Source organism: Curtobacterium sp. MCPF17_002 (assembly GCF_003234115.2).
Lineage (GTDB): Bacteria > Actinomycetota > Actinomycetes > Actinomycetales > Microbacteriaceae > Curtobacterium.
Window position 1 is genome coordinate 2,478,092 of sequence record NZ_CP126251.1, and the last position, 21,402, is coordinate 2,499,493.

22 protein-coding genes and 1 tRNA gene are annotated in these 21,402 nt (G+C 71.0%); 7 read left to right on the forward strand and 16 right to left on the reverse strand.

Going from position 1 to position 21,402, the window contains the following annotated elements; all coding sequences use genetic code 11:
* Nucleotides 1-69 precede the first annotated feature (69 nt).
* The 3 genes from DEJ28_RS11530 to DEJ28_RS11540 are packed head-to-tail and all read right to left on the reverse strand — an operon-like array spanning nucleotide 70 to nucleotide 3,349.
* A complete protein-coding gene (locus tag DEJ28_RS11530) occupies nucleotides 70-1,017 on the reverse strand; it encodes a glycine betaine ABC transporter substrate-binding protein (protein WP_111114922.1) in 948 nt (315 codons plus the stop codon).
* Between the two features lie 14 nt (nucleotides 1,018-1,031).
* A complete protein-coding gene (locus DEJ28_RS11535; protein WP_111114921.1) occupies nucleotides 1,032-2,018 on the reverse strand; it encodes an ABC transporter permease in 987 nt (328 codons plus the stop codon).
* Nucleotides 2,015-3,349, reverse strand: coding sequence for a quaternary amine ABC transporter ATP-binding protein (locus DEJ28_RS11540; protein WP_502866956.1), 1,335 nt, complete (start codon nucleotides 3,347-3,349; stop codon nucleotides 2,015-2,017). Before DEJ28_RS11540 ends, DEJ28_RS11535 begins: the two co-directional genes overlap by 4 nt.
* A 442-nt stretch (nucleotides 3,350-3,791) precedes the next feature.
* On the opposite strand from DEJ28_RS11540, the gene DEJ28_RS11545 reads away from it, so the two are divergent.
* Nucleotides 3,792-5,345 carry an amino acid permease gene (locus DEJ28_RS11545; protein ID WP_111114919.1) on the forward strand — a complete coding sequence of 518 codons (1,554 nt, stop codon included), beginning with the start codon at nucleotides 3,792-3,794 and terminating at the stop codon, nucleotides 5,343-5,345.
* 123 nt (nucleotides 5,346-5,468) lie between these two features.
* A complete protein-coding gene (locus tag DEJ28_RS11550) occupies nucleotides 5,469-5,774 on the forward strand; it encodes a hypothetical protein (protein ID WP_111114918.1) in 306 nt (101 codons plus the stop codon).
* 96 nt (nucleotides 5,775-5,870) lie between these two features.
* Here the strand turns inward: DEJ28_RS11550 and DEJ28_RS11555 are convergent, their stop codons facing one another.
* Entirely contained in the window at nucleotides 5,871-6,797 is a 927-nt protein-coding gene (locus tag DEJ28_RS11555; RefSeq protein ID WP_111114917.1) for an aldo/keto reductase, read from the reverse strand.
* 91 nt (nucleotides 6,798-6,888) lie between these two features.
* On the opposite strand from DEJ28_RS11555, the gene DEJ28_RS11560 reads away from it, so the two are divergent.
* A complete protein-coding gene (locus DEJ28_RS11560; RefSeq protein ID WP_258367982.1) occupies nucleotides 6,889-7,479 on the forward strand; it encodes a TetR/AcrR family transcriptional regulator in 591 nt (196 codons plus the stop codon).
* Here the strand turns inward: DEJ28_RS11560 and DEJ28_RS11565 are convergent.
* From DEJ28_RS11565 to DEJ28_RS11600, 8 genes are all read right to left on the reverse strand, one after another.
* Nucleotides 7,451-8,341, reverse strand: coding sequence for a VOC family protein (locus DEJ28_RS11565; RefSeq protein ID WP_111114915.1), 891 nt, complete (start codon nucleotides 8,339-8,341; stop codon nucleotides 7,451-7,453). The two genes, DEJ28_RS11560 and DEJ28_RS11565, sit on opposite strands and share 29 nt — an antisense overlap.
* A gap of 101 nt (nucleotides 8,342-8,442) precedes the next feature.
* The gene (locus tag DEJ28_RS11570) at nucleotides 8,443-9,087 is read right to left on the reverse strand and encodes a PepSY domain-containing protein (protein WP_111114914.1); all 645 of its coding nucleotides are present in this window, start codon (nucleotides 9,085-9,087) and stop codon (nucleotides 8,443-8,445) included.
* A 48-nt stretch (nucleotides 9,088-9,135) separates the two neighbouring features.
* Nucleotides 9,136-10,527: a sensor histidine kinase gene (locus DEJ28_RS11575; RefSeq protein ID WP_111114913.1), complete on the reverse strand. Its 1,392-nt coding sequence runs from the start codon at nucleotides 10,525-10,527 to the stop codon at nucleotides 9,136-9,138.
* A complete protein-coding gene (locus DEJ28_RS11580; RefSeq protein WP_111114912.1) occupies nucleotides 10,520-11,197 on the reverse strand; it encodes a response regulator transcription factor in 678 nt (225 codons plus the stop codon). Before DEJ28_RS11580 ends, DEJ28_RS11575 begins: the two co-directional genes overlap by 8 nt.
* 153 nt (nucleotides 11,198-11,350) lie before the next feature.
* Nucleotides 11,351-11,563 carry an SCO4848 family membrane protein gene (locus DEJ28_RS11585; protein WP_111114911.1) on the reverse strand — a complete coding sequence of 71 codons (213 nt, stop codon included), beginning with the start codon at nucleotides 11,561-11,563 and terminating at the stop codon, nucleotides 11,351-11,353.
* A gap of 227 nt (nucleotides 11,564-11,790) precedes the next feature.
* Entirely contained in the window at nucleotides 11,791-12,717 is a 927-nt protein-coding gene (locus tag DEJ28_RS11590) for a hypothetical protein (protein ID WP_111114910.1), read from the reverse strand.
* Nucleotides 12,714-13,190, reverse strand: a complete 477-nt coding sequence (locus tag DEJ28_RS11595; RefSeq protein ID WP_111114909.1) for an ImmA/IrrE family metallo-endopeptidase — start codon at nucleotides 13,188-13,190, stop codon at nucleotides 12,714-12,716. Before DEJ28_RS11595 ends, DEJ28_RS11590 begins: the two co-directional genes overlap by 4 nt.
* A complete protein-coding gene (locus DEJ28_RS11600) occupies nucleotides 13,187-13,627 on the reverse strand; it encodes a hypothetical protein (RefSeq protein ID WP_146248816.1) in 441 nt (146 codons plus the stop codon). The genes DEJ28_RS11595 and DEJ28_RS11600 overlap by 4 nt, the downstream gene beginning before the upstream one ends.
* A 39-nt stretch (nucleotides 13,628-13,666) precedes the next feature.
* Here DEJ28_RS11600 and DEJ28_RS11605 point away from each other — a divergent pair, with 39 nt between their 5' ends.
* Nucleotides 13,667-14,353, forward strand: a complete 687-nt coding sequence (locus tag DEJ28_RS11605) for an IMPACT family protein (RefSeq protein ID WP_111114907.1) — start codon at nucleotides 13,667-13,669, stop codon at nucleotides 14,351-14,353.
* Nucleotides 14,354-14,471: 118 nt separating this feature from the next.
* On the opposite strand, the gene DEJ28_RS11610 is transcribed toward DEJ28_RS11605, so the two are convergent.
* Nucleotides 14,472-14,544, reverse strand: a tRNA-Lys gene (locus DEJ28_RS11610).
* A gap of 92 nt (nucleotides 14,545-14,636) precedes the next feature.
* Between DEJ28_RS11610 and bcp the strand changes: the two genes are divergently transcribed.
* Nucleotides 14,637-15,107: a thioredoxin-dependent thiol peroxidase gene (gene bcp / locus DEJ28_RS11615; protein ID WP_111114906.1), complete on the forward strand. Its 471-nt coding sequence runs from the start codon at nucleotides 14,637-14,639 to the stop codon at nucleotides 15,105-15,107.
* An 83-nt stretch (nucleotides 15,108-15,190) separates the two neighbouring features.
* Here the strand turns inward: bcp and DEJ28_RS11620 are convergent, their stop codons facing one another.
* Nucleotides 15,191-15,613 carry a hypothetical protein gene (locus DEJ28_RS11620; protein WP_146248815.1) on the reverse strand — a complete coding sequence of 141 codons (423 nt, stop codon included), beginning with the start codon at nucleotides 15,611-15,613 and terminating at the stop codon, nucleotides 15,191-15,193.
* A 259-nt stretch (nucleotides 15,614-15,872) separates the two neighbouring features.
* On the opposite strand from DEJ28_RS11620, the gene DEJ28_RS11625 reads away from it, so the two are divergent.
* Nucleotides 15,873-16,121 carry a WhiB family transcriptional regulator gene (locus tag DEJ28_RS11625; protein ID WP_022904217.1) on the forward strand — a complete coding sequence of 83 codons (249 nt, stop codon included), beginning with the start codon at nucleotides 15,873-15,875 and terminating at the stop codon, nucleotides 16,119-16,121.
* 256 nt (nucleotides 16,122-16,377) lie between these two features.
* Here DEJ28_RS11625 and DEJ28_RS11630 read toward each other — a convergent pair whose 3' ends face one another.
* Nucleotides 16,378-17,877 carry a sensor histidine kinase gene (locus DEJ28_RS11630; RefSeq protein ID WP_111114904.1) on the reverse strand — a complete coding sequence of 500 codons (1,500 nt, stop codon included), beginning with the start codon at nucleotides 17,875-17,877 and terminating at the stop codon, nucleotides 16,378-16,380.
* 114 nt (nucleotides 17,878-17,991) lie between these two features.
* Here DEJ28_RS11630 and DEJ28_RS11635 point away from each other — a divergent pair, with 114 nt between their 5' ends.
* Nucleotides 17,992-18,405, forward strand: coding sequence for an Rv3235 family protein (locus DEJ28_RS11635; protein WP_111114903.1), 414 nt, complete (start codon nucleotides 17,992-17,994; stop codon nucleotides 18,403-18,405).
* Between the two features lie 95 nt (nucleotides 18,406-18,500).
* On the opposite strand, the gene secA is transcribed toward DEJ28_RS11635, so the two are convergent.
* Complete coding sequence (secA, locus tag DEJ28_RS11640) at nucleotides 18,501-21,281, reverse strand: preprotein translocase subunit SecA (RefSeq protein WP_111114902.1); 2,781 nt, start codon at nucleotides 21,279-21,281, stop codon at nucleotides 18,501-18,503.
* Nucleotides 21,282-21,402: the final 121 nt, after the last annotated feature.

Consider the following 21,402-nt stretch of genomic DNA (forward strand, 5'->3'; position numbering starts at 1 on the left):
CTGGGTGACCACCGGACGACCGGAGGCGCGGTGCCGGACCGGCACCGCGCCTCCAGGCAGGGAGAGCCGCTACTTCGAGGACGTGAGCGAGTCCACGAAGTCCTTGTGCTCGGATGCCCACTTCGCGGTGATCGCGGGGTACTCGCTGGTCTTTGCGCCGCTGTTGACCAGCGCGTTCTCCAGCGAGTAGAGGGTGTCGGAGTCCATCGAGAAGTGCTCCATCCACTTCGACGCCGTCGGGAAGTCGTCCTTGACGGACTCCTTGCCGATGGTGTGGATCTCCTCGTTCTTGCCGAGCGCGCCCTTCGGGTCCTTCAGGTCCTTGATCGGGAACGCGTCGTACGCCCAGTGCGGACGCCACAGGGTCACGACGACGTCCTCCTTCTTCGCGATCGAGGCCTTGAGGTCGGCGAGCATCGCGGGCGTGGAGCTCGTGATGAAGTCCATGCCGTCGAGGCCGTACTGCGGGATGACGTCCTCGGACACGACCTTCGTCTCACCGGCTGCGGGCTCGATGCCGATGATCTTGTTGCCGAACTCGGAGGCGTGCGCCTTGAGCTCGTCGATCGAGTCGATGTCCGAGTACTCGGGCACGGCGAGCTCGAGCGACGCCTGGTCGTTCCACGCACCCAGGTCGGTCAGCTGCCCGCCGTACGTGTCCATGTACTGCGCGTGGGTGTTCGGCAGCCAGGTGTCGAACACGACGTCGTAGTCCCCCGACGCGAGCCCCGAGTAGGCGGGCGCGACGTCGGAGTTCGTGAGCTGGACGTCGTAGCCCTTCTGCTCGAGCACGTGCTTCCAGAGGTAGCTGGCGGCGGTGTCCTCGTCCCAGCCGTTGAAGACGACGACGTGCATCGACTTCTGGTCGCCGTTGTCGAGGGTGCCGCTCGCGCCGTAGTAGCCCGGGGGCATGCAGGCGGAGAGGCCGACTGCGGTGGCGGCCGCGAGGGCCAGGGCGGCGATGGTGCGCCTGGTGCGCCGGTGGTGCTGCTCCGGCTGCTGCTGCTCGTTCGTCATGGTCTGGTCCTTCCTCACGCGTCGACGGTCTGGCGGTCGGCCGGGGCTGCGCCCGGAGCGTCCGCGGTGGCGGCGGTCTGGGCGGTCGCCGCGGTCGGCGTCGCGGTGACGGCCGTCCGTGGCTTCCGCCTCCAGGGCCTGGAGGCACCACCCGCGCCGCCGCCGAGCGCTGCGGTCAGACGGTCCAGCAGGATCGCGAGCACCACGACCGACAGACCGGCCTCGGCACCCAGGCCGACGTCGATGCGGTTGAGGGAGGCGACGATCTGCTCGCCGAGGCCACCGGCGCCGACCATGCCGGCGATGACGACCATCGAGAGCGACAGCATGATGACCTGGTTGACACCCGCCATGATGCTGGCCTTCGCGAGCGGCAGCTGGATCTGGCGGAGGATGCGCCACGGGCTCGAACCGAACGCGGCACCGGCCTCGACGACCTCACCGGGGACCCCGCGGATGCCGAGCTCGGTGAGCCGGACGCCCGGTGCCATCGCGAACACGATCGTCGCGACGATGCCGGGGACGACACCGACGCGGAAGAGCAGCAGCGCCGGGATGAGGTACACGAACGCCGGGGTGGTCTGCATGAAGTCGAGCACCGGGCGGATGATGCGGCTGGCGGCGTCGGAGCGGGCGGCCCAGATGCCCAGCGGGATGCTGAACACCACGGCGAGCCCGGCCGCGACGACGACGAGCGCGAGGGTGTCCATCGCGTTGGTCCACTGGCCGACGCTCACGATGAAGAGCAGGCCGATCGCGGCGCCGAGCGCGAGCTTCCAGCCCTTCGCGATGAACGCCAGGACCACGAGGACCGCGACGACGACCCAGAACGGCGGCGTGGCGAGGAAGTACTCCATCCACGCGTCCATCCACGTGAACACGTAGCGGACGACGTCGAAGAAGCCGGAGAGGTAGGTCGTGATCCAGTCGACGACCGCAGCGACCCAGGTGCCGAGGGGCAGGTGGAAGTCGCCGAAGGAGTTGGTTCCGGGGGTGATCATGCGTCAGCACCTTCCGTGGCGGGGGTGGTGGTGGCGAGCGTCTCGTCCAGGTCGTCGTTCGAGATGCGGGTCACCGGCTCGAGCGTCTGGATGGGGCTGGTCGTGGTCGGGACGTTGCCGAGCGCGGCGAGGAGCGTGACGCGCGGCACCACCCCGAGCAGGCGGTGTTCGTCGTCGACGACCGCGATGGGCAACGGCGACTCGACCGCGAGCTCGAACAGGTCGGTGAGCGCGGTGTCCGGCGCGACCTTGGCGTACTCGGTGTTGACGATCGCGTCGAGGTTCGTGTCGCCCGCCTTGACCTGGCGCATCACGTGGCGGTCGCGGACCCAGCCCTCGAGCGTCCGGCCGCGGCCCGTGACGAACACGGCGGCCGTCTGCAGGTCGCGCATGATCCGGAGCGCACCGCGGGGCCCCGCGGTGACGGGGACGACGGCACGGGCCGGTTCCATCACGCTCGCGGCGGTGAGCACGCGGGCGCGGTCGACGTCCTGCACGAACTGCGCGACGTAGTCGTTCGCCGGGTCGGTGAGGATATCCTCCGGTGACCCGATCTGGACGATCCGGCCGTCGCGCATCACGGCGATGCGGTCCCCCAGGAACATGGCCTCGTTGAGGTCGTGCGTGATGAAGACGATCGTCTTGCCGAGCCGCTGCTGCAGGTCGACGAGCTGCTCCTGCATCTCCCGGCGGATGAGCGGGTCGAGCGCACTGAACGCCTCGTCCATGAGCAGGACGTCGGTCTCGGCGGCGAGGGCGCGGGCGATGCCGACGCGCTGCTGCATGCCGCCGGAGAGCTCGTCGGGCTTGGCGTCGGCCCAGACGTCGAGGCCGACGAGGTCGATCACCTCGCGGGCCTTCGCGAGCCGGGTGGCCTTGTCGACACCGTTCACCTCGAGGCCGAACGCGACGTTCTCGAGCACGGTGCGGTGCGGCAGGAGCGCGAAGTGCTGGAACACCATCGACACGCTGGTGCGCCGGATCTCCCGGATCTCCTTCGGGGTGGCCTTGGTCACGGTGCGGCCGCCGATCTCGACCGCGCCGGTGGTCGGCTCGAGGAGCCCGTTCAGCATCCGGATGAGCGTCGACTTGCCGGAGCCGGAGAGCCCCATGACGACGAAGATCTCGCCGGGGCGCACGTCGAAGGACGCGTCGATGACGGCCGCCGAGCCGAGGTCGCGGACCTCGTCGCGGGACGCGCCGGCGGCCAGACGACGGACGGCTTCACCGGGGCGTCGGCCGAACACCTTGTACGCGCCGTGCACGCTGACAGCGGGCACGGCGTTCGGGTCGTCCGGCGTGGTGACACGCCGGTCTTGCGGTGGTGCGATGGTCAACGGTGCTCCTCGCGCGACCGTGGCGCGGGAGGCGCACGGCGATCGCGGGTTGGTTGCGGACGGGTCGTCCGGCACCGTGTTCGGCGGCACCGCATCGAGCCCGCGCAACGGCGCAGGGCGAGCGATCACGCACGCGGGGGTCGTACTCGGGACGACCCCGGTCCGGCCGACCGTACGGTCACCGCGAGCGCTGCTCTGGGCACTGCTCGGATGGACGCGTCCTGATCGTCGGTGTCCCCTGAAGGGACGTTCAAGGCTATCGACGCTTGTCCCCCACCGCGAATCGCCGTCCGCCGGAACCCCGGCAACGGTGTCCCCCGAACACGGCGTGTCGCGCACGCTGCCGGGGATCGACATCGTGACCGAGTCGTGATGGTTCAGGTGGCTCGCATGTTTGTGTGCCGCCCCGGTTCCACCCACCTGTAGCGTGTCGCGCATGACAGCGCAGAACGACACCGGGGTGGACCGCGCGCCCGCGAACGACTTCTCGCACGAGCAGGAGGGCTACCAGCACGGTCTGAAGCCCCGGCAACTGCAGATGATCGCCATCGGCGGTGCGATCGGCACCGGGCTCTTCCTCGGGGCCGGCGGCCGACTGCACACCGCGGGACCCGCGCTCGCGCTGACGTACCTCATCGCGGGCGTCTTTGCGTTCTTCATCCTCCGGGCGCTCGGTGAACTCGTGCTGCACCGTCCGTCGTCCGGGTCGTTCATCTCCTACGCCCGCGAGTTCTACGGCGAGAAGTTCGCCTACGCCGCCGGCTGGATGTACTTCCTCAACTGGGCGATGACCTCGATCGTCGACACCACCGCGGTGGCCATCTACCTGCAGTACTGGTCGGCGTTCACCGCGGCACCGCAGTGGCTCCTCGCGCTCATCGCCCTCGTCGTCGTGCTCGCCGCCAACATGGTCGCGGTCAAGGTCTTCGGCGAGCTCGAGTTCTGGTTCGCGATCATCAAGGTCGTCGCCCTCGTGGCGTTCCTGGTCGTCGCGATCGTCTGGCTCGTCTTCGCGTTCCCGGTCGAGGCCGGCGGCGAAGCGGTCCGGACCGGCTTCTCGATCTGGGGCGACAACGGCGGCCTCTTCCCGAACGGCGTGCTGCCCGCGGTCATCGTGATCCAGGGTGTCGTCTTCGCGTACGCGGCGATCGAGCTCGTCGGCACCGCGTCCGGCGAGACCCAGAACACCGAGAAGGTCATCCCCCGCGCCATCAACTCCGTCGTGTTCCGCATCGCGGTCTTCTACGTCGGGTCGATCGTCCTGCTCTCCCTGCTCCTGCCGTACACCGCCTACAAGGAGGGCGAGAGCCCCTTCGTGACGTTCTTCTCGTCGCTCGGCAACCCGCAGGTCGGCTCGATCGTCGGGTCGATCATGAACTTCGTGGTGCTCACCGCGGCGTTGTCGTCCCTCAACGCCGGGCTCTACTCGACCGGCCGTGCGCTGCACTCGATGGGCATGAACGGGTCGGCGCCGAAGTGGACGACGAAGATGTCGAAGGGCGGGGTGCCGTACGCCGGCATCCTGCTGACCGCGGCGTTCACCGTCGCCGGCGTCGTGCTCAACTACTTCGTGCCGAGCCAGGCCTTCGAGATCGCGCTGAACATCGCCAGCCTCGGCATCATCACGGCGTGGGGCACGATCATCCTCTGCCAGATGCGCCTGCGGCAGTGGGCGAAGCAAGGGCTGGCGAAGGAACCGACGTTCCGGTTGCCCGGCGCTCCGGTCACCTCGTGGCTGACGCTCGCGTTCCTCGCCTCGGTGATCGTCCTGATGGCGATCGACTACCCGGTCGGCACCTACACGATCGCGTCACTCGTGATCGTCATCCCGCTGCTCATCGTCGGTTGGTTCCTGCAGCGTGACCGGATCCTCCGCATCGCGGCACTCCGCGAAGGCGTCACCGGCCCGTACCCGATCACTGGGCGCGACCCGGCGAACCAGGTGCGCCGGGGATCGGGCGGGGGCGGCGGCGCCGACGGCAAGGAGTGACCCCGGCCGGACACCGCGGTCGAGGTCGCGCCCCCGCCTGCGCGCGCACGCAGCTGTCCGGATAGCGACACGGCCGTCACCACGATGACACCAGGGTCCGGTCCCCGTCGGTACGATCGGCGGGTGCCGGACCCTTCTGCTCCCCCCACGCTCGACCTCCAGCTCACCTGGCGTGGCACGTTCGGCCGCGTCCGGGTGTTCGACGACCGGGTGACCGCGGAGACCAGCTACGACCGGGACGGACTGACCGCCGTGCCGATGGACGCCGTGCGCGGGTGGCGTCTCGGACCGTGCGACGTCGACGCGGTGTGCGTCGAGTTCGTCACGCCCGAGGAGACCTACCGCGTGCTGCTCGACACGTCCGACGAGAAGCTCGCCGAGCTGGCGCTGCGCCGGGTGCTCGGTGCGCCGGTGCCGCCGGCCTCCTGACCGGCACGGCTGCTCCGGTCCACGGCCGTTGCGCACGGCTGCTCCGACCCACGGCCGTTGCGGCACGGCCACTCCGGCCCACCGCCGTTCCCGCGCTCAGGGCCACGACGGCGTCGCCGTCCCGGCGGCCACCCGCTGCTCCCACACGCCGTCGAGTGCCGCGGTCTGCTCGGGCGTGAGCGCCACGGAGCCGACGGCGACGTTCTCGGCGAGGTGGTCGACGCTCGAGGTCCCGGGGATGAGCAGGACGTCCGGCGCGTGCCCGAGCAGCCAGGCGAGCCCCAGCTGTGCGGGAGTGATGCCGAGATCCGCCGCGATGCGCTGGGCGACCGGCTCGTCCGCGACCTTCGGCAGCCCCGGGAAGGCGCCCCCGAGCGGGAAGTACGGCACCCAGGCGATCCCCTGGCGGGCGCACAGCTCGAGGAGCGCCTCGTGCTCACGTTCCACCAGCGAGTAGGCGTTCTGCACGCACACGATCCCGGCGGGCAGGCCACGCTCGAGCACGTCGAGCGTCACCGCGCTGAGGCCGATCCCGCCGATGAGGCCCTCGTCGCGCATCGCCGTCATCTCGGCGAGCTGGTCGTCGAGGTCCACCAGCTGCTCCCCCTCGGCGATGAGGCCAGGACCGGCGTCCGCCCTGCGGAGGTTGACCACGCCGATGTGCTCCCGCCCGAGGCTCCGCAGGTTCGCGTGCACCTGTGCGCGCAGTTCGGCCGGTCGCTGCGCCAGCGCGAGGGGCACCGGGGCGTCCACGCGCACGGCCCCCACCTTGCTCACCACGACGACGTCGTCCGACGCGCCGAAGGCCCGCCGGATGACGTCGTTCGCGACGCCGTCCCCGTAGAAGTCGGCGGTGTCGACGTGGTCGACGCCGAGGTCGCGGGCCCGGCGGAGGAGCGCCGCACCGGTGTCACGGTCGTCCGCGAAGCGCTCGAGCGCCATCGCGCCGTAGCCGATGCGTGCCACCGTCCGGTCGCCGAGTCGGTACGCGCCACCCGGACGCGGTCGGTCGTTCTCGTGCATGGTGTCTCCGGTATCCTCGATCGAAGCGGAGGAACCTCCGCTTCAACCGATCCTAACCGGAGGACCCTCCGTTTTGCCTGGTGAACCCGTCGTGACCGCTCCGGTACCCGAGCGACGTCCTCGTGCCGACGCCGCACGGAACCGACAGCGCCTCGTGGACGCCGCCCGCACCGCGTTCACCGCGGGCAGCGAGGACACCTCGCTCGAGGGCATCGCCCGCGCCGCGGGGGTCGGGATCGGCACGCTCTACCGGAACTTCCCCACCCGCGAGGACCTCGTCGCCGCCGTCTACCGCGCCGAACTGGACGCGGCGCTCGACACCGTCGACGACCTGCTCGGCGTCGAGCCCTCGGCCGCTCAGGCGCTCCGGGCGTTCACCGGGCGGTACGCGGCGTTCGTCGCCACGAAGCGCGGACTCGCCGAGACGGTCCGGACGGGCGCGCTCCGGGGTGCGGCCGAGGCAGCGGGCACCCGCGAACGGGTCAACGCCGCCGTGCAACGGTTCCTCGACGCCGGCTCGCTCGACGGCTCGCTCCGCGACGACGTCCGGGCGGACGACGTCACGGCTGCGCTCGTCGGGATCCTGCTCTCGACGCAGGACACCCCCGACACCGCCCAGACGGAGCGGCTGCTCGACCTGCTGCTCGACGGACTCACCCGGCGCTCGGCGCGAACTGCGTGACGCGGAACGTCGCGCCCTGCGGGTCCTGCAGCTCGGCCGCCCGGGTCCAGAACCCCTCCCAGGTGCCGAGGAGCCGGCCGCCGAGACGTTCGGCCCGTGCCGCGGCCTCGTCGCGATCGGCCACGCTGAACGACACGTGCCAGTCGTCGTGCAGAGCGTCGGCGGCGGTGCCGCTCCCGGCGACGGTGCCGCTCACGCCGTCGTCACCGTCACCCGTCCGGGCGAGCGCCCCGATCACGTCCGCGAAGCCCTCGGGAGCGCCGACCTGCCGGGTCCGGATGTCGGGGTCCGACGTCCGGGCGAGGTGGTCGCCGTACCCGGGAAGGCGGATCATCGCGCTCGGCCCCTCGTGCACGTCCGACACCTGCCAGCCGAACAGCCGCTCGTAGAAGGCGATCGCTCGCTCCGGCTCCGGTGAACGCAGGTCGCTGAACACCCACCCGCCCGGGCTGTTGATGTGCTGTGCCCCGGGCCGGTCCCGGGCCTGCCACAGCCCGAAGGCCGCCCCGCGCGGATCGACGCAGTCGACCCCGCGACCGGCGGACCCACCGGGGCCCGCGTCCTGTGGTGCCGCTGCGGTCCCGCCGAGTTCGACGACCCGCGCGGCGACCGCATCGGCGTCGTCGACGGCGATGTACGTCGTCCACGTCGCGGGGTCGTCGCTCGAGGCGATCGCCCCGACGTCAAGGCCGCCGATGCTCGCGATGGAGTAGGAACCCGGGGCGCCCGGCGGCACCCGTTCCTCGAGGTCCCAGCCGAACATGCCGCCGTAGAAGGCGCGAGCGGCCTCGGGGTCGGGCTGCCGGGCCTCGATCCAGCTCGGCACGCCCTGTGGGTACGAACGCGGTGTCTGGTCGGTCATGGTGCCTCCCGGGTCGTCCGGCGGTGTGCCGGGTGGCCCCGGTCTACCGCAGACCGCCGACGTCGGCCCACCCGGGGCCGGGCCGGCCGGCGAGGCCGGCGTCAGTCGTCGGTGTCGACCGCGTCCGTGACGACCGCGCCGGAGCCGGCGTCGATGCGCACGCTGTGCTTCGTGCCGGAGGAGTCGCGGACGTCGCCCTCCCAGACGACCTTCCCGAGGTGGTCGTCGAGCCCGAGTTCGGTGATGGTGCCGGCGTGCAGGTCCTCGAACTTCGACACCGCGTCCTGGACGTCGAGGTCGGCCGCGCCCACGAAGCGCTCGTTCTCGGCCCGGTCGTCGGCGTCGGACTGCTCGGTGCGCGGGGACCCGTCGACCGAGGTGCCGTCGGCGGTGGCGTGCACCTCGTGCTCGTTGCCGTCCGACGTGACGACGAGGACTTCGTACGCGGAGCCGTTCTGCTCCTGCTCGACGGAGATGACGGTGCTCGCGTCGACGGCCTTCCGAGCGGTCTCGATCGCGGCGAGCAGGGCGTCGTTCGAGGCGGCGGTGGCGGAACCGCTCGCGGAACCGGAGGCGCTGCCCGCGCTGCTGCCGGTGTCCGAGCCGCCGTTCGAGCCCGACCCGGACTCGGCCGACGAGCAGCCGACGAGGGCCAGTGAGGCCACGAGCGGCAGCGCGGCGAACCCGGCGATGCGACGAGCGGTGCGGCTGGTGGTGCGGATGGAGTCGTTGCGGTTCGTGTTCATGCGGCAAGACTGCCGACGAGGTGCTGAAGCAGACCTGAAGCGCCCTGTTCAGCCGCCGAGTGCGATGCGCACCACGAACCGGGCACCACCGAGCGGGGCGTCGGTCACCTGCACCGTGCCGCCGTGCGCCCGGACCGCGTCACGGACGATCGCGAGCCCGAGTCCCGCGCCGCCGACGTCCCGACTGCGGGCGTCGTCGAGTCGGACGAACCGGTCGAACACCCGGTCCCGCTCCCCCGGCGGCACGCCGGCGCCGTCGTCGTCGACCGTGAGCACGGCGTCCCCGTCGACGTCGACGAGGCCCACCGACACCCGGGTGGCAGCGTGGCGGACGGCGTTGTCGACGAGGTTGCGGACGACGCCCGTCAGGACCCGCTCGTTGCCGAGCACCCGCGCCGGACCGATGCCGGCACCGTCGACGAGCACGGCTCCGTCGTCTCCCGCCCCGGCACGCGTCCGCGCCCGCGCCACCGCGTCGAGCGCGACGTCGTCGAGGTCCACCGGGCGCACGGCACCGATGCCACCCTCGTCGAGCCGCGAGAGCTCGAGCAGCGCGGACACGAGGTCCTGCAGGCGGAGTGCCTCGGACCGCACCACGTCGGAGAGCTCGCCCACGTCGACACGCTCCGGGTGCGCCGCGGCGACCTCGGCGTGCTGGCGGATCGTCGCGATCGGTGACCGGAGTTCGTGCGAGGCGTCGGAGACGAACCGCCGCTGTCCCTCGGCGGAACGGTCGAGCCGCTCGAGCATGGCGTTCATCGTGGTCGCGAGCCGGGCGATCTCGTCGCCGGTGTCGGGTACCTCGACGCGGGCGTCGGGCTGCGCCGTCCGGATCGTGTCCACCTCGGTCCGCATCCGCTCGACGGGGCGGAGCGACCGGCCGGTGACGACCCAGGTCACGATCCCCATCACGACCACGAGCGCGGGGACGCCGAACGCGAGCAGGCCGACGGCGGCCCGCAGCGCGGTGTCGGACTGCTCGAGCGAGACGCCGTAGACGAGGGTCGCCTCGCCGCCGCCGGGCAGGTCGACGTCGTCGGCGACGAGCAGCCACCGCTCGCCGTCGTGGTCCCACCGGGACTCGTCGGCCGTCGGCAGGGCCGGCGGATCGGCGTCGTCGCCGTGTGCGAGCACCGAACCGTCCTCGTCGACGACCTGTACGAGGACGTCCTCGTACCCGCTGACAGCCGCGGCGCCGTCGGTCTCCACCCGGGACGAGGCCTGTTCGAGACCGGCCTCCGCCGAGGTCCGCACGCCGTCGAGGAGCACGAGCCGGAGCACCACGACGAACGCCGCGGCGCCGACGAGGAGCGCCACGAGCACCACGGCGACCGCGCCGAGCGTCGTACGGGCACGGACGGACCGGAACCGCCGGGCACGCCCGCCCGGAGCGCGGCGGCCAGGAGCGCGGCCGCCCGGAGCACGGCCGGGCTCAGCCACCGTCGGCCGCCAACCGGTAGCCCGCACCCCGGACCGTCTCGAGCGCGCTCCGCCCGAACGGCCGGTCGACCTTCCGGCGGAGGTGCCCGACGTACACCTCGACGATGTTCGGGTCGCCCTCGAAGTCGACGTCCCAGACGTTCTCGATGACGTCCCGTTTCGAGCAGACCTGCCCGGCTCGGCGGGCGAGGAACTCGAGCACCGCGAACTCCCGGCTGGTCAGGTCGACCGGAGTCCCGGCGCGGGACACCGTGCGGGCGGCCGGGTCGACGACGAGGTCACCCAGGGTCAGCACGGCCGGGCGTTCCCGGGCGCCCCGACGGACGAGGGCGCGCAGGCGTGCGACGAGCACGGGGTGCGAGAACGGCTTCGTCACGTAGTCGTCGGCCCCGGCGTCGAGTGCCTCGACCTGGTCCCACTCGCCGTCCTTCGCCGTGAGCATGAGGACGGGTGTCCAGTCGCCGTCGGCGCGGAGCTGCGCGCACACCGCCCAGCCGCTGAGGCCGGGCATCATGAGGTCCAGCACGATCGCGTCGTAGGTGAACTCGCGCGCGTGCCAGAGCCCGTCGACGCCGTCGTGCGCGACGTCGACCGCCCAGCCCTCGGCCTCGAGGCCGCGTCGCACGCCGTCGGCGAGCCGGACCTCGTCGTCGACCACCAGCACACGCATGTGTCGATCCTCCCGTGTCCCGCTGAAGCGCGCCTGAAGCGGGCTGGACGCGACCAGACCGGGCCTGGAGGCACGGTGCGGGCCCGCCACGCGCCTCCAGGCCCGGTGGGTGGTCCGGTCGAGAGCCGCGGGCCGCTGGCCGCTGGGCCAGGATCAGACGAGCAGTGCGATCCCGGCGATCACCGCGGCGACGGCGATGGCCAGCGCGATGAGGAGCAGCACGAGGTGCACCGTGTAGAAGGTGGTCGGCTTGCCGGCCGCGTCACGGGCACGGGAGTCCTTCGCGACGCGCTGGAAGAAGCGCGGCCAGGTGACGACGTTGAAGACGGCACCGATGAACAGGACGAGGGCTGCGAAGACGGTCACCCGACGATCCTAGGGAACGGAGCCGGCGGCCGGGACCGGTGGTGCTCGGCCGGGACCGGTGGTGCTCGGCCGGGCCGGTGGTGCTCGGCCGCCCCCAACGCGGCCGAGACCCACCCCGGCGGCCACGGCGCCTGCGACGGGTGCGCAGCGGCTGTAGCACGTGCTACAGACCCTACACGGCACCCTCGACGGCGTCGAGTCGTCCCGGAGCGGTGTCCCCGTGCCGGCTACGCCGTGTCCAGTGCGAGCTCGGCGTCCGCCAGCGCCGCCCGCTCGGACTCGTCGAGCGGCTGCCGGGCCCGACGCGCGCCGTCGTTGATCTCGACGATGAGGCGGCTGAGGCGGGTGGCCGGGTCATCGGAGTCCGGGTAGGCGTTGTCGATGCCGACCCGCTCGTGGAGCGGCGCGAGACGGCGGAGCGCGACCTCCACCCGGCGGGAGCGCCGCCGGCGGGAGGCCTGGTGACCGATGACGAGCAGGAGCATCCCCGACGAGACGCAGATCACCGCTCCCGGCGTCGTGACGTCGTACGGCAGCGCCAGTGCGTGCGTCGTGCCGAGGTCACCGCGGACGTGCGCCAGGTCCATCACGACGACGACCACCATCCGGACCACGCCGAGCACGCCCCCGAGGACGAGCACCCACAGGCCGACGAGGTCCGCCGTGGTGCGGGCCTCGCGGAGGCGCAGGACGCAGATGAGCCCGGTCGCACCGAGCGCCACCCCGAGGTACACCGTCTGCGCGATGGAGTACACCGTCGCGGCCGGGTGCTGCCCGGCGTCGAGCATGAACGTCGTCGTCGTCGGCGGCTTGTCGAGCACCGTGAACGCCACCACGACCACCACCACGACCACCGCGCACGTGACGACGATCGCGTTGCGGAGCCAGGGCCGCGCCGCACCGACCGCCTTCGCCACACCCCAGAGCAGCGTGCTCGTGCCGGCGACCATGAGGCAGTCGCTGACCACCGTGACGACGTTGAACCCGCCGAGCAACGGGTCGAGCCACCGGTACAGCGGGTCGACGTTCGTCACGATCGTGGCCGCGAAGAGCAGGAACGTGACCGCGAGGGTGCGGTCCTGCCGGCGCTGCAGCACGAGCAGGGTGACCGTGCCGGCGATGAGGAGCAGCGCCTGGACGACGGAGACGATCACCCGAAGACCCCGCGGAACGCGCTCGGACGGTCGCGGTGATCGCGGATGAGCCCGGCGAGCCGGTCGGCGAAGACCTCGGCCTCGTGCTCGTACTCGTTCGAGAACAGTCCGCGGGCCAGTGCCCGCTCGACCTTGTACTCCGGCAGGTCCGGGATGACGTCACGGATGTACGCCAGCTGCGGGGCGTGGTCCTGGTGCCGGTGCAGCACGTGGCCGAGCTCGTGGCCGATCACGAACGAGCGGAACGTCTGCGACGCCGTGGGCGAGATCATGATGAGGTGCTGCCGCTCGAGGGTCGCCACGAAGCCGCACACGGGCTCGGTGGCGAGGAAGGCCTCCTCGCGGACGACGATCGGCTTGCCGACCACGGTGGCCGCGGCGGCCACGGCCTGGTCGACGTCCGACCAGCCCTCGGCGGCGCCGCGCGCCCAGAAGGCCTCGACGAACGAGTCGGTGGACCCGGCCGCCGTCATGCGACGCTCCCCCGCTGGGACTCCTCCTCGAGCACCTCCGCGATGCGGCGGAGTGCGTCGGGCGAGAGCTCGCCGGGGAAAGTCCGGGCCGCGAACCCGCTGACCCGCGCCGACCGGAGGGAACGGACGAGGGCGAGCTGCGCACCGATGCGCTCGGGGACGTCGCTGTCCTCGAGCAGGAAGCGCTCGTCGACCTCGAAGTACCCGGCGAGCAGCCGCAGGAGCTCCGTGTCACGGTTCCGACGGCCGTCGCCGGAGAGCATGTACGTCCACTTCGCACGGGACAACGAGCCACCCTGGTCGGCCACGTACTCCTCGATCGCGGCGAACGGCACGGGTGACCCGCGCTGGGCCTCCTCGAAGTCGAGCAGGAGGTTCAACCGGCGCGCGAGTTCGGCGGCGTCGAGGGCGCCGCCCTTCCGATCCGCTGTCGTCATGTCGATCGGACTCCTCCCCAGCCGCACGTCGTGCAGCACATGGTAGCGCGGGCCCCCGCGGCTACCCTCGGGAGCGTGCCCGCCGCCTACCCGTCCACGATCGCGCAGACGGTCGAGCACGAGATCGTCATCACCCGGTCGCGGTTCATCACCACCGTCGCGCCGGTCACGAGCGTGGAGGACGCCGACCGGGTGATCGCCGAGGTCCGCCGGCGCCGGTGGGACGCCCGACACAACTGCACCGCGATGGTCACCGGCGTCCTCGGGGACCAGGCACGGTCCTCGGACGACGGCGAACCGTCCGGCACGGCCGGCGTCCCGATGCTCGAGGTCCTCCGGCGGCGCGGTCTGACCGACGTCGTCGCCGTCGTCACCCGCTACTTCGGGGGTGTGAAGCTCGGTGCCGGTGGACTCGTCCGCGCGTACTCGACCTCGGTGTCGGAGGCGCTCGACCGGGCCGGGGCCGTCGAGCGGCAGGCGCTCACCCGGGTCACGGTGGACGTCCCGCACGCCGATGCGGGCCGGATCGACAACGTGCTCCGGGACTGGGTCCGGCACCACGGGGCGACGCTCGGCGAGCCGGCGTACGCCGCGGCCGCGACCTTCGAGCTCTGGGTCCGGCGCGAGGCGATCGACCCGCTCCGGGACGACCTCGCGGCAGCCTCGGCCGGCACGCTCGACCCCGTGATCGGCGAGGAACGCGTCGTCGACGTCCCGACCGCCTGAGCCACGGTTCCTCGACACGAAATCCGTGCTCGAGGGCACTCCGGGCGTGTCCTGCACCCGCGGCCACCGAAGGCGAAACGACGAAGGCCCCGACTCGATGAGTCAGGGCCTTCGGCGGTGCACCCCCTCGGACTTGAACCGAGAACCCACTGATTAAGAGTCAGTTGCTCTGCCAATTGAGCTAGAGGTGCATGTTGCGCTTCGCTGCTGCAACGGGAAACAACAATAGCATGGCTTTCGCGTGCTCTTCACCACTCGGGGCACCGAACCGAACAGGAGCACCATGACCGACCGTCTCGCCGCCGGCGACACCGCACCCGACTTCACCCTGCCCGACCAGGACGGCACCGAGCACTCGCTCGCCGACCTGCGCGGCAAGAAGGTCATCGTGTACTTCTACCCGGCGGCGTCCACCCCGGGCTGCACCACCGAGGCGTGCGACTTCCGGGACAACATGTCCTCGCTGCAGGCGGCCGGCTACGAGGTGCTCGGCGTCTCGAAGGACGACCTGCCGAAGCTCAAGGAGTTCCAGCACGAGCAGGCGCTCACGTTCCCGCTGCTGAGCGACCCCGACCTCGCCGTGCACAAGGCGTACGCCGCCTGGGGCGAGAAGAACAACTACGGGAAGGTCGTCACCGGCACCATCCGCTCGACGATCGTCGTCGACGAGGACGGCACCGTGCAGCTGCCGCTCTACAACGTGAAGGCGACCGGACACGTCGCGAGCCTGCGGAAGAAGCTCGGCCTGGTCTGAGGACCCGGCCACCGCATGACGGGAGGCGCGGTGCCAGCTGGCACCGCGCCTCCCGTCTGTCTGCGGTCGCGTCCGCCGGACCGTCAGTCGACGGGGCGGGCGAGCGCGTCCGTCACCGGACGCGACAGCACCAGCGTGATCCCGAGGAGCGCCGGGATGAGGAGCACCCACCCCACCGCGGGCACGCGGAAGACGCCCTGGAACGCGCCGATCGCGAGCGCACCCTGCAGGACCTGCCAGACGATGATCCCTGAGCGGACCCAGGGGCGACGGTTCCGGAGGCCGACGAACAGCGCACCGAGCCACAGCGCGGCGATCGCGGCCAGGACGGTCAATGCGATGCCCGCGGCGAGGCTCGAGGCCGGCGCGACGACCAGCTCGACGACGAGGACGACGGTCACCACGACGAGGGCGGCGAACTCCACGCCGACGACCGCGAGGAGCGCCACGAGGGCAGGAGACCTCCGCTCCACGGGGTCGGACTCGTTCGGGGTGGTGTCAGGCACAGCATTCCTCCAGCGTCGGAACCCTTGATTTGGCCCTACCAGTATGGAACGATATTCGAGGTCGTTTGGACGGCACGATGTGGTGTGCGTCTCCCGTGGTTCGACGCTCCTCCCCCGAGCGTTCGCGGGCGTCAGACTCGCTTCCAGCGGACTCCTCCCCCACGGGTGTCCCATCGTGCCTCATGCACGCTCAGCGTTCCGATCCCCGAACCACGGCCCCGGCCTGCCGTTCGAGCATCGATTTCAAGGAGCACCACACATGGACTGGCGTGACCAGGCAGCTTGCCTCACCGCGGACCCCGAGCTCTTCTTCCCCGTCGGGAACACCGGACCGGCCGTCGACCAGATCGAGAAGGCCAAGTCGGTCTGCGCTCGTTGCACCGTCACCGAGATGTGCCTGCAGTACGCACTCGAGAACAACCAGGACTCCGGTGTCTGGGGTGGCCTCAGCGAGGACGAGCGTCGTGCGCTGAAGCGTCGCGCCGCTCGTGCACGCCGCGCCTCCTGACGCCGCGCCGCTGACGCTGCGCTGCTGACACGACGCCCGCCGCCCTTCGGGGCTGGCGGGCGTCGTCGTGTCCGCGGTGCGTGGGCCGAGTCCGGGGTGCGCGGGCCGAGTCCGGGGCGTGCGGCCGAGTCCGTCGGAGTTGCACCCCCGTGCGGACGTCGCACCCCCGCAGACCGGGGCGCGGTGTTCGCTGCGGGGTGCGATCGGCGCGCTGCGGGGTGCCCCGACGCCGAAGCGCCGCCGCGGGTGCCGCGCGCTAGGCGGCGGCGGTGAGCCAGCGGAACGGGATGGTGATCGTCACCTCGGTGCCGCTGCCGGTCAACGTGTGCCAGTCGATCGTGCCGCCGAGCTCGCCCTGGATGAGCGTGCGGACGATCTGCGTCCCGAGGCCCGATCCGACCTTGCCCTCCGGCAGTCCGACGCCGTTGTCGCGCACCTGGATGTCGAGGTGGTCGTCGAAGCGCTCCGCCACGATCTCGACCTCGCCGTCACGACCGTCGAGTCCGTGCTCGACGGCGTTCGTCACGAGCTCGGTGAGTCCGAGTGCGAGCGGGGTCGCGGCCTCGGACGGCAGGACACCGAACTCCCCCGTCTTCTTCGGGTGCACCGTCGTGTTGTGCGACGCGGCGACCTCGGTGACGAGCTTGAGCACGGAGTCGAAGACCTCGTCGAAGTCGACGGTCTGACTGAGACCGCTCGACAGGGTGTCGTGCACGACGGCGATCGCCGCGACGCGCCGCATCGCGTTCTGCAGCGACGTGCGGGCCTCGTCCGAGTGGGTCCGACGGGCCTGGATGCGCAGCAGCGACGCCACGGTCTGCAGGTTGTTCTTGACCCGGTGGTGGATCTCGCGGATCGTCGCGTCCTTGGTGATGAGTTCGCGCTCCTGGTGCCGGAGCTCGGTGACGTCGCGGCAGAGGACGATCGCGCCGATCCGCTCGCCGTGGTCGCGGAGCGGGATCGACCGCAGCGAGACCGTGACGCCCTTCGACTCGACGTCGGCGCGCCACGGGGCACGACCGGTGACGACGAGCGGCAGGGACTCGTCGACGTCGAGCTGGGAGCCGATGAGCTCCGTGGTGACCTCGGCGAGTGACTTCCGCTCGAGCTCCCCCTCGAAGCCCATGCGGTTGAACGCACTGAGGCCGTTCGGGCTGGCGAAGGTGACGATGCCGTTGGTGTCGAGGCGGAGCAGGCCGTCGCTCGCACGCGGAGCACCACGGCGGGGGCCGGCCGGGGCGCCGATGTCCGGGAAGTCGCCGGTCGAGATCATGCCGAACAGGTCGTTCGCGCTCGCGGTGAAGTTGAGCTCCTGGCGGCTCGGCGTCCGCATCTCGTCCTGGTTGGAGTGGCGCGTGACGACGGCGATGGGCCGCTCGGTGGTCTCGGCGCTCTTCGCGCTCAGGCGGCGGAGGACCGGGATCGCCCGCACGCGCGTCGGGGTGTCCTCGTACCAGTCCGGCTCTGCGGAGTCGACGACCTTCGCGCCTGCGAAGCACTCGGTGACCTGCTCGCGCCACTCTTCGCGGATCTCCTGCCCGACGATGTCGCGGTAGAACAGGGTCGCCGCGGAGCTCGGCCGGGCGTGCGCGACGGCCACGAACGAGCCGTCCTCGGCAGTGGGCACCCAGAGCACCATGTCGGCGAACGACAGGTCGGCGAGCAGCTGCCAGTCGCCGACGAGCAGGTGAAGCCATTCGACGTCGGCTTCGGAAGAACGGCCTTGTGCGAGGACGAGGTCACTGAGGGTCGACACCCGATCAGTCTAGGTGCGGCCCGTTGTGGAGAACGTCGGTCTGTCCACAGCCCCCGGACTGTCATATTTCTCATGTTGTACTCGCCCTACGCTCGCCCCGACGAAAGGGGCAGAGTGGCCGAGGAAGCACGCCGCATCGACGACGCAGGACCGGGGTCGGAGATCGCGCAGCTCGCCGCCGTTCCACCACCGACGGACGTGCACGACGCAGCACGAGCCCTCGGGCTGTGCGTCGCGGAGATCCTGACCGGGGCACGCGAGGTGGACAGCATCGCGCGGTGGATCACCGACGACGTCCACCGACACCTCCAGCAGCGTGCCGCGGTCGCTGCGCGGTCCCGGCAGCTGGACCGACGGTCGCGGGCACGGGCACTCCTCCGCGTGGGGAGCGTGATCGTCTGCCGGCCGACGGACGGGGTGGCCGAGGCGACGGTGGTCGTGCACACGCGCAGCCACGCCCGAGCCGTCGCGATGCGGCTCGAGGAGCGACAGGGGCGATGGCGCGCGACGGCGGTGGGGGTGCTGTGACGCGGTGCCGCGCGGCGTGAGTGGCGCGCGCGGAACACGACGAACCGGAGGCACGATGCCGACTGGCACCGTGCCTCCGGTTCGTGCGAGGAGCGTCAGCCCTTCTTGGCGGCCTGTCGACGCTCGGCGCGGTTGCTCGCCGCCGCCTGGCCGGAGGCCGTGGCGGCGTTGCCGAACGCGGATCCCTGCTCGGGGGCGGCGTCGGCCTCGGCTTCGGCCTGGGCCTTCTGCGCGCGGGCGGTGGCGGCCTGCTCGAGGCGGCCGCGCTCGTCGCGGACCTCGACCTCGCCGTCGATGGACGGGGCCGAGTACTCGAGCCCGGAGACCTCGTCCTCGCTGAGGCCCTTCGCCTCGATGACGGCGTTCTCACCGTCGGACTGCACCTGGACCTCGAGGTTGAACAGGTAGCCGACGGACTCCTCGCGGATCTGCCCCATCATGCTCTGGAACAGGGCGTAGCCCTCGCGCTGGTACTCGACCAGCGGGTCGCGCTGGGCCATCGCACGGAGGCCGATGCCGTCCTTGAGGTAGTCCATCTCGTAGAGGTGGTCGCGCCAGCGACGGTCGATGACCGACAGGACGACGCGACGCTCGAGCTCGCGCATCGCCTCCTCGCCGAGCAGTTCCTCGCGGGTGCTGTACGCGAGCTTGGCGTCGGAGAGGATCTCGCGACCGAGGAACTCCCGCGACGCCTTGCCCTTCGAGCCGGCCTCGGTGATGACCTCGTCGATGGAGATCGAGATCGGGAACAGCGTGCCGAGCTCGGTCCACATGGCGTCGAGGTCCCAGTCGTCCGGGGAGCCCTCTCCGGTGTGGGTGTCGATGACGTCGTCGACGACGCTCTTGAGGAACGCCTGCGCACGGTCGTGGATGTCGTCGCCCTCGAGGATGTGCCGACGGTCGCTGTAGATCGCCTCGCGCTGGCGGTTCAGGACGTCGTCGTACTTGAGGACGTTCTTCCGGATCTCGGCGTTGCGGCCCTCGACCTGCGACTGGGCGGAACGGATCGCGCGGCCGACGAGCTTGTTCTCGATCGCCAGGTCGTCCGGCACGTTCGAGCGGCCCATCAGGCTCTCGGCGGCACCGGAGTTGAACAGGCGCATGAGGTCGTCGGTCAGCGACAGGTAGAACCGGCTCTCGCCCGGGTCGCCCTGACGGCCGGAACGACCGCGCAGCTGGTTGTCGATGCGACGGGACTCGTGGCGCTCGGTGCCGAGGACGTAGAGTCCGCCGGCGTCGCGGACCTTGTCGCCCTCGACCTCGACCTCGGCCTTGACGCGGGCGAACACCTCGTCCCACTCGGCCTCGTACTCGTCCGGCGTCTCCGTCGGCGACAGGCCCTTCGCGTGCATCTCCTGCACGGCGAGGAACTCCGAGTTGCCGCCGAGCATGATGTCCGTACCGCGACCGGCCATGTTGGTCGCGACGGTGACGGCACCGAGTCGACCCGCCTGGGCGACGATCGCTGCCTCTCGCGCGTGGTTCTTCGCGTTGAGGACCTCGTGCTTCACGCCCTTCTTGGCGAGGAGCTTCGACAGGTACTCGGACTTCTCGACGCTCGTGGTGCCGACGAGGACCGGCTGGCCCTTCTCGTGGCGATCGGCGATGTCCTCGGCGACCTGCTCGAACTTCGACTTCTCGTTCTTGTAGACGAGGTCGGTCTGGTCGAGCCGCTGCATCGGCTTGTTGGTCGGGATCGGGACCACGCCGAGCTTGTACGTCGACATGAACTCGGCGGCCTCGGTCTCGGCCGTACCGGTCATGCCGGACAGCTTCTGGTAGAGGCGGAAGTAGTTCTGCAAGGTCACGGTGGCGAGGGTCTGGTTCTCGGCCTTGACCTCGACACCCTCCTTCGCCTCGATCGCCTGGTGGATGCCCTCGTTGTAGCGCCGGCCCATCAGGATGCGGCCGGTGTGCTCGTCGACGATGAGGACCTCGCCGTTCATCACGACGTAGTCCTTGTCCTTCTTGAACAGGGCGACGGCCTTGATGGAGTTGTTGAGGAACGAGATGAGCGGGGTGTTCGCCGACTCGTACAGGTTGTCGATGCCGAGGTAGTCCTCGACCTTCTCGATGCCGGGCTCGAGCACGCCGACGGTGCGCTTCTTCTCGTCGACCTCGTAGTCCTCGCCCGGGGTGAGGCGGGTGGCGATCGACGCGAACTCGGTGAACCAGCGGTTCGCCTCGCCGGAGGACGGGCCGGAGATGATGAGCGGCGTGCGAGCCTCGTCGATGAGGATCGAGTCGACCTCGTCCACGATCGCGAAGTAGTGCCCGCGCTGGACCATGTCCGAGGACTGCCACGCCATGTTGTCGCGCAGGTAGTCGAAGCCGAACTCGTTGTTCGTGCCGTAGGTGATGTCGGCGGCGTACTGCTCGCGGCGCTCGGCCGGCGACTGGTTCGCGATGATGCAGCCGGTCGTCATGCCGAGGGCGCGGAAGACGCGGCCCATGATCTCGGACTGGTACGACGCGAGGAAGTCGTTGACCGTGATGACGTGCACGCCGCGCGACGGGATGGCGTTGAGGTACGCCGCGGTCGTCGCCACGAGGGTCTTGCCCTCACCGGTCTTCATCTCGGCGATGTTGCCGAGGTGGAGCGCCGCGCCGCCCATGAGCTGCACGTCGAAGTGCCGCATGCCGAGGGTGCGCTTCGCTGCTTCCCGCACGGCGGCGAACGCCTCGGGCAGGAGGTCGTCGAGGGTCTCGCCGTTCGCGTACCGCTCGCGGAGCTCCTTGGTCTCGTCCTGGAGTTCCTCGTCGGTGAGACTCGCGAAGTCGTCCTCGAGGTCGTTGATCGCCGAGGCGTACGCCTTCAGCCGGCGGAGGGTGCGTCCTTCGCCGATGCGGAGGACCTTCTCCAGCACGTTTGCCACGTGAGCTCCTTACGAGATCGTCACGCGCGACCTGCGCGATGCGAACAGCCAGTCATGCTAGCAACCCGGGCGAGCCGGGTGCTGGGAGCGGCGCGGGAGTGCGCGGCCCGCGAACGGACCG